Origin of the sequence: Frankia sp. CgMI4 (genome assembly GCF_001756285.1) — a bacterium.
Taxonomy (GTDB): domain Bacteria; phylum Actinomycetota; class Actinomycetes; order Frankiales; family Frankiaceae; genus Frankia; species Frankia casuarinae.
The window spans coordinates 114354-120382 of the sequence record NZ_MAQZ01000060.1 but is presented as its reverse complement, the minus strand read 5'-3'; the positions used below and the strand labels follow the sequence as shown (position 1 = coordinate 120382).

Here is a 6029-nt window from a genome sequence, read left to right as displayed (position 1 = left end):
CAGGCCATGAACGGGGTAAAACAATTGGCACTGACAATCGGCACGCTGTTGAGTTCTCAAGGAGCAGGCGCTACCAGACCTCCACCCTCAGGGCTTCGTTCTGGTGCTTCTTTAAGTTACTCGGCTTGCCCGGCGGTGTCAAATCGCTTCTTTTTGTGCGAAATGTTCACATCCGAACAGATCTTACCTTCTTGCACACTCCGGACGTTCGCGTTYAAAGCGATCAACCGGAACGTTTTTCCTAGATTATGAGCTTTGGCTTGATTGTGTCAAATCACTCCGGCCCGGTAGTTAACCTACCCACGTACCGGTGTTTGCCACTCTCGTACCTTATCGCACCGTCCGCGGCCCGTTTCCTCGGGGGGTCTACGCCCCCTCGGAGGAGATCTGGTCCTGCGCGACGCCCGGCTCCCGGAGGAGCTCGGTGGGCGACGAAGAGGAACTATACACGAGTCCGGGCATGGTGAGCGGACGCGAGGACATAACTTTCTGGCACCGACGGTTGACAGTGCGCAATCCCTGCAGCTGACAACCTCCGGGCCCCCGCGCCGATTCCCTCCCTCGCCGAACCGCTGCCGAGGCCCGCCTCGTCCCTCGTTCACCGGTGCCGTCCGCCCGCCGGCGCAGACACCGGGTCCGATGCGGGGGTACCCCGGTCAGCGATCCCCAAACCACCCGAACCTCCGATCCGCACGCTCCCTACACCTGCCCCTCCCGCGTCTACCCAGCCGCGAGGCTGTGAGGCCGGGCAGACGCGCCAGCGAGGCATGTTTGAGGAGGAGGGGACACCAGGCGAGACCGACACACCAGGCGACGTCTTAGAAAACGTCGTACCGGCCGGTACTAGCCCTCCCAGGCGTACCGCTCCGGCGCGAGGATGAAGGCGCCGGCCCCCCGAAGCGCGATCCGGCTGGGATCGGARCTCCGTCTGATCTGCATCCGCCGGGTGAACGCCAACCCCGTGTGACGATCGAAACTGGCCGACAGCGCGTCCCAGAAGATCGGGCCGGACTGCGCAAACCCGCCAGCCACCACGGCGGCCTCCAGGTCGAGCAGGCTCGCGCAGGAGGCCAGTCCGGCTCCCACCGCAGCACCCGCGCGGGCGAGGGCCCGCCGGGCGACGCCGTCGCCGGCCCGTGCCGAGGCTGCAAGCACGCGACCGTTGGCCGGCTGATCCCCCGAAGGCACCCAGCCCTCGCCGATCRCCCAGGCCACCGTCCGCGGACCCGACGCGAGCGCCTCCAGACATCCACGTCCCCCACACGGACAAGGAGGTCCGTCGGCCTCCACCACCATGTGACCGATATGGCCGGCATTGCCGGATGTGCCGTGCAGCAACCGGCCCMCGAGAACCAGGCCGCCTCCGACGCCGGTGGAGACGGTGACGGCGAGCATGTTGCGCACGCCACGGCCCTCACCCATCCAGTGCTCGCCGGCGGCGAGGGCGACGGCGTCGTTGTGGATCAAAACCGGGCCGCCCGGGTATGCGTCCCGCAGCCGCGCCCGCAACGGGAATCCCCGCCAGGCCGGAATGTTCARCGGGGAGACCTCACCGACCGGCCAGTCCATCGGACCGCTGCACCCGCAGCCGAGTCCCGTCATCTCGTCCGGACGCATCCGCGCCGCGGCGAGCGCCTCGTCGAGGCAGTCCTGGACGACGGCGAAGACCTCCTCGGCATCGACCCCTGCCGCCCGGGCCGACGCCGGCCCAGCGCCGTCCGGATCAGGTGAAGCCGGTGAAGCCGGTGAAGCCGGACGCGGGACCGGCATGGAGCGACGGGCCTGAGCGGCGATCGTGCCGTCCCCCGCGACGACACCGGCGGCGATCTTGGTTCCCCCGATGTCGAGGGCGAGTGCGAAGGTCTTCCGGCCGTCCGCACGCGCCGGCTCCGCACCCGCGGGCTCCTTGCCCGACGCGCGGACGTCCCGCGGCCCGCCCGCCTCCCATGGCTGGAACGCCTCCTGCGACTGGGACATCGTCCTGGCGCCTCTCTGCTCGCCGATCGACCGTCGGTACCTGCGGTACCTCGTGAAACCCGGCCGTAACTGAAACCCGGCTGTGACCCGTCCGCCCTCGGCAACCCTTCCGACCACCGGAAACCGGCCTGGAGGCCGACATCCACCACCGGTACCAACCTGGTCTCTCCCGACCTGGAGCGACGGAAGAGGTGGAGCGTACCCGCGATCGGCCCGCACCGACCTCGGCCCCGCGGAACGCGCAACCCGGCGCACGAAACCCGGCAGGCCGCCACGGCCCAGTCCCGACCCGCCGCGAACCCGACCCGCCGCGAACCCGACCCGCCGCGAACCCGACCCGCCGCGAACCCGACCCCGTGAAATTGTGGGATTGAATGGTTGGGGCGGCCGGCGACAGGCCGATCCCCGATCGCGGTCGCCTCCACGAAGAAACCATCCTGAGGCGGGCTCACGGCGATCACCTGAGGTCCACGGGCTTCTCGGCCGCCGAGCACATGGACAAGCCGATCCGCGGTCGGCTAATGTCCGACGGGCAAGGACGATCACCGGTTGAACGACGGTGGCGGTTACTTCCGACGGTCCGTCCCAGGGGGAAGCGGCGTGCTCGGYGCGGGAGTTTGGCCGAAYGGTGGTCAGTTCGAGGCTGCGGTCTCCACTGGCGCGGAGGTATTCACGGATCCACGGCTGCGGACCGCCCGGTTCGAACGGGACGCTTTCGGTGCCCCGGTGCAGGTCACCGGCGAGTCGGCGGTCGTTTTCTTCGGAGCGGCGACGGGCAGTGCCTTCGCGCTGCGCTGTCCGACCCGGCCGCTGACCGGCGGAGCCGAACGCTATGCGGCGGTAACGAATCATCTACGTCGTCATCGGGTACTGTCAGCCTTCCCGAAAGCCGAGTGGGTCGCGCAGGGAGTGCGGGTCGGCGAGAAATGGTGGCCGGTGGTCGTCATGGACCAGGTCCAGGGCACCACCCTGCGGACCTACGTCCGCCAGCACCTCGCATCTCCGGAAGCACTGCGTGACCTCGCCGCCGGATGGAAGCTTCTACTCGGTGAGATGAGCAAGGCCGAGATCGCCCATGGCGATCTGCAGCACGGCAACGTGTTCGTCACCGAACAAGGTTCAGTACGCCTCGTGGACCTGGACTCGGTTTGGGTCCCGGCGGTCGCGCACCTGCCGCCGGACGAGCATGGACATCGCCACTACCAGCACCCCCGCCGGCAGTCGACGGGCTACTGGGACCGCCGCGTCGACACCTTCCCGGGTCTCGTCATCTACCTCTCGGTGCTGGCGGTCGCCGCCGACCCGGCCCTGTGGGAAGAGTTCCACCGCGACGAGAACCTCATCCTGAGCGCGTCCGACCTCGCCCAGCCCGACCACACGCCGATCTGGTCACGACTCGCCGCAAGCCGGGACGGCGAGGTCCGTCGGCTCGTCCCGCTGCTGAGGCGCTTCTGTCTCGGGCCGCCGGCGGTTGACGTCGATTTGCCGACGCTGCTGCGCGACGCCGACAGCGCCCTGCCGGACGCRCCTGTCAGCGAGGCGGTCGCGCCGTCCCTCGGCGCGGGGAGTTCCTGGTGGGAACCGAGCCAGGCGTCCGTCCCGACGAAGCCGATCGATCCCAGCCAGGGCTGGGCGACCCCGCCGACCCCGCCCTCTCCGTCGGGAGCTCCAGCCACCCCAGGCACCCCGGCCACCCCAGCCGCGGGACGGAATCTCTGGGACGCGACGACCAGGACATCGCCGAACACCGGTCCCTCGGCGGGTCAGGGCGGCACGGCCGCGGGCGCCGGTGACGCCTCGGGTTCCAGCCGGGCCGGCGCGACCTCCGCGGCCGGCGACGGGGCGCGGCGGGCGTCGCCCTCCGGATCCGTGCCGAACCGCGGCTCCGGGTCGCGCACGGCGGCTCTCGTCCTCGCGGCCCTGGCCATCCTCGCACTCATCCTGATCATCCTCACCGTGGGATGACACCAGACGACCGAAGGCTCGAGACACTCGAGACAACCGATGGGAGGCGGCATGGCGCCGTCAGGCGGGCCGGACGACACCGCGTGGCCGAGCCGCCACCGGCGGATCATCGGGGTCTGCATCCTCGTGGCCGCGGTCACGATCGCCGTCGTCGGCCTKATCTCGGGCGGAGGCGGAACGGCTCCGTCGCCGATCAGGATCCTGGTGACGACCTCCGCCGACCAGGCCCTGCGGGCGGCCGGCGGCAACGACGTCAACCAGGTGATACTCGTGGCGTCGTCGGCGCCGCAGCCGGACGAGCCCGAGCTGTTCATCCAGTACAAGGTGCGGGCCGGGGAGACCCGGGAGCAGATCGCCGCGGCACTCGGGATCAACCCGGACGCCGTGGCCGATCATCCGTTCAAGGACGGTGAGCTGCTCCACGTCCCGCTCCCGCCCCGATTCACCCGCGGCACGGGAAAGGACGGCCCGGTCTTCACCGCCTACACCCCACCTGCGGCATCGTCCACGGCCGGCGTTTCGTTGCTCGGGGTGCCGGCCGCCGACGTCCCCCGGCTCGCCGAGGTCGGCGCCCGGCTGCTCGTCGCCGTCGGTCCGGGTGCCCGCCCGGACGTCCACAAGGTGGCCGAGGCACTTCCGGACACGGTCGAGGCGATCGGTGACGACCACAAGGTCCTGGTGCCGGCCTCGGTGCACGACGGCACCCACGGCCCCGGCCGGATCGGCACCGCGCTGCGCTGGCTTCTGATCTTCGCGGTCGGCCTTGCCGTGGTTCCGCTGGCCGGCTTCATCCACGCCGTGACCGGTCGCGGCACCTACCCGGAACCGACGTCGCCCCGGGACTTCCGGCCGGCCGACTTCCGGCCGGCCGACTTCCGGCCGGCCGACTTCCGGCCGGCTAGGTACCCGCGGCCGGCACCGCCGGCCGACTTCCCGCCGGCCGCCTCCCAGCGTCCGCTCCCGCCTCGGCGCCCGGCCCCCCCGGGACCGGGCGCCGCCATCCATCCGATCGGAGTCGAGGTGATCGATCGACGGACGCTGCTGGAGGACCCGCAGTGCTCGTGCGGGAGCGTCCAGGTCGACGCGTCCTACGCCTGCCGCGCATGTCCGAACTCATGGCGGGTGGGCGCCGGCGAGCCCTGGCCGGACATCCTCCCGACGAACCCGGCGGACGATCCCCCGGGCGCTCTCTCCGCCGACGACCACCTCCCCCCGTACTGATCCGACTCCCCCGGTACTGATCCGATTCCTGAGGAAGCGCGACGCCCATGCCCTACACCAAGCAGATCGACCGGCGTGCCCCGGGCTGCTTCATCTTTCTGCTGGACCAGTCCGACTCGATGAACTACCCGATCGCCGGGCGTCCCGGCATCTCCAAGGCGCAGGCCCTCGCCGACATCGTCAACGACACCCTCGCGATGATCATCCGTCGGTGCAGCAAGGAGCGCGGCGAGGGTCCGCGTCCCTACTACGACATCGCCGTGCTCGGCTACAGCGGCCAGGAGGCCCGCTCACTGTTCACCGGAGCGCTCGCCGGCCAGTGGCTGGTCTCGGTACCGGACCTCTTCTCCTGCGTACTGCGCCGGGAGGAGCGGCACGGCTCCTCGATGCCAGTGTGGTTCGAACCGTTCGGGGCGGGCCTCACCCCGATGTGCGCCGCCCTCGACATGGCCGGGAGCCTCGCCTCCGGCTGGGCCCAGAGCCACCAGGACTCCTTCCCCCCGATCATCATCAACATCACCGATGGAGCCGCCACCGACGGCGAGCCCGAGAAGGTGCAGATGTGGGCCGACCGGCTACGGTCACTGCGCACCGCGGACGGCAACCTGCTGCTGTTCAACATCAGTATCTCCGCGGTCGCGCAGACCACCACCACCTTCCCCGCGGCCGAGTCCGAGCTGTCCGACGAGTGGGCTCGCGGGCTGTTCCGGATGTCGAGCGAGCTGCCGCCGCTGATGCGCACCGCGGCGGAGCGCCTGGGCGTGCAGACCCGGCCCGGCGCCCGGGGATTCGTCTCCAACGCGACACCCGACGCGATCGTCCTCGCCCTCACCGTCGGCACCCAGGTGGCTCAGGTCGACGCCTGA

At 70.3% G+C, this 6029-nt stretch carries 4 protein-coding genes; 3 read left to right on the top strand and 1 reads right to left on the bottom strand.

All coding sequences use genetic code 11. The annotated features are described in order from the left end of the window. Positions 1-843: 843 nt before the first annotated feature. On the bottom strand, positions 844-1977 hold the full coding sequence (locus Manayef4_RS09065) for an ROK family protein (RefSeq protein WP_083282362.1): 1134 nt from the start codon (positions 1975-1977) through the stop codon (positions 844-846). A gap of 549 nt (positions 1978-2526) precedes the next feature. On the opposite strand from Manayef4_RS09065, the gene Manayef4_RS09060 reads away from it, so the two are divergent. The 3 genes from Manayef4_RS09060 to Manayef4_RS09050 are packed head-to-tail and all read left to right on the top strand — an operon-like array spanning position 2527 to position 6029. Continuing rightward, positions 2527-3942: a phosphotransferase gene (locus Manayef4_RS09060; protein WP_049760986.1), complete on the top strand. Its 1416-nt coding sequence runs from the start codon at positions 2527-2529 to the stop codon at positions 3940-3942. 51 nt (positions 3943-3993) lie between these two features. Beyond that, on the top strand, positions 3994-5163 hold the full coding sequence (locus tag Manayef4_RS24890; protein WP_175443350.1) for a hypothetical protein: 1170 nt from the start codon (positions 3994-3996) through the stop codon (positions 5161-5163). Between the two features lie 47 nt (positions 5164-5210). Then, positions 5211-6029, top strand: coding sequence for a vWA domain-containing protein (locus Manayef4_RS09050; protein ID WP_011438032.1), 819 nt, complete (start codon positions 5211-5213; stop codon positions 6027-6029).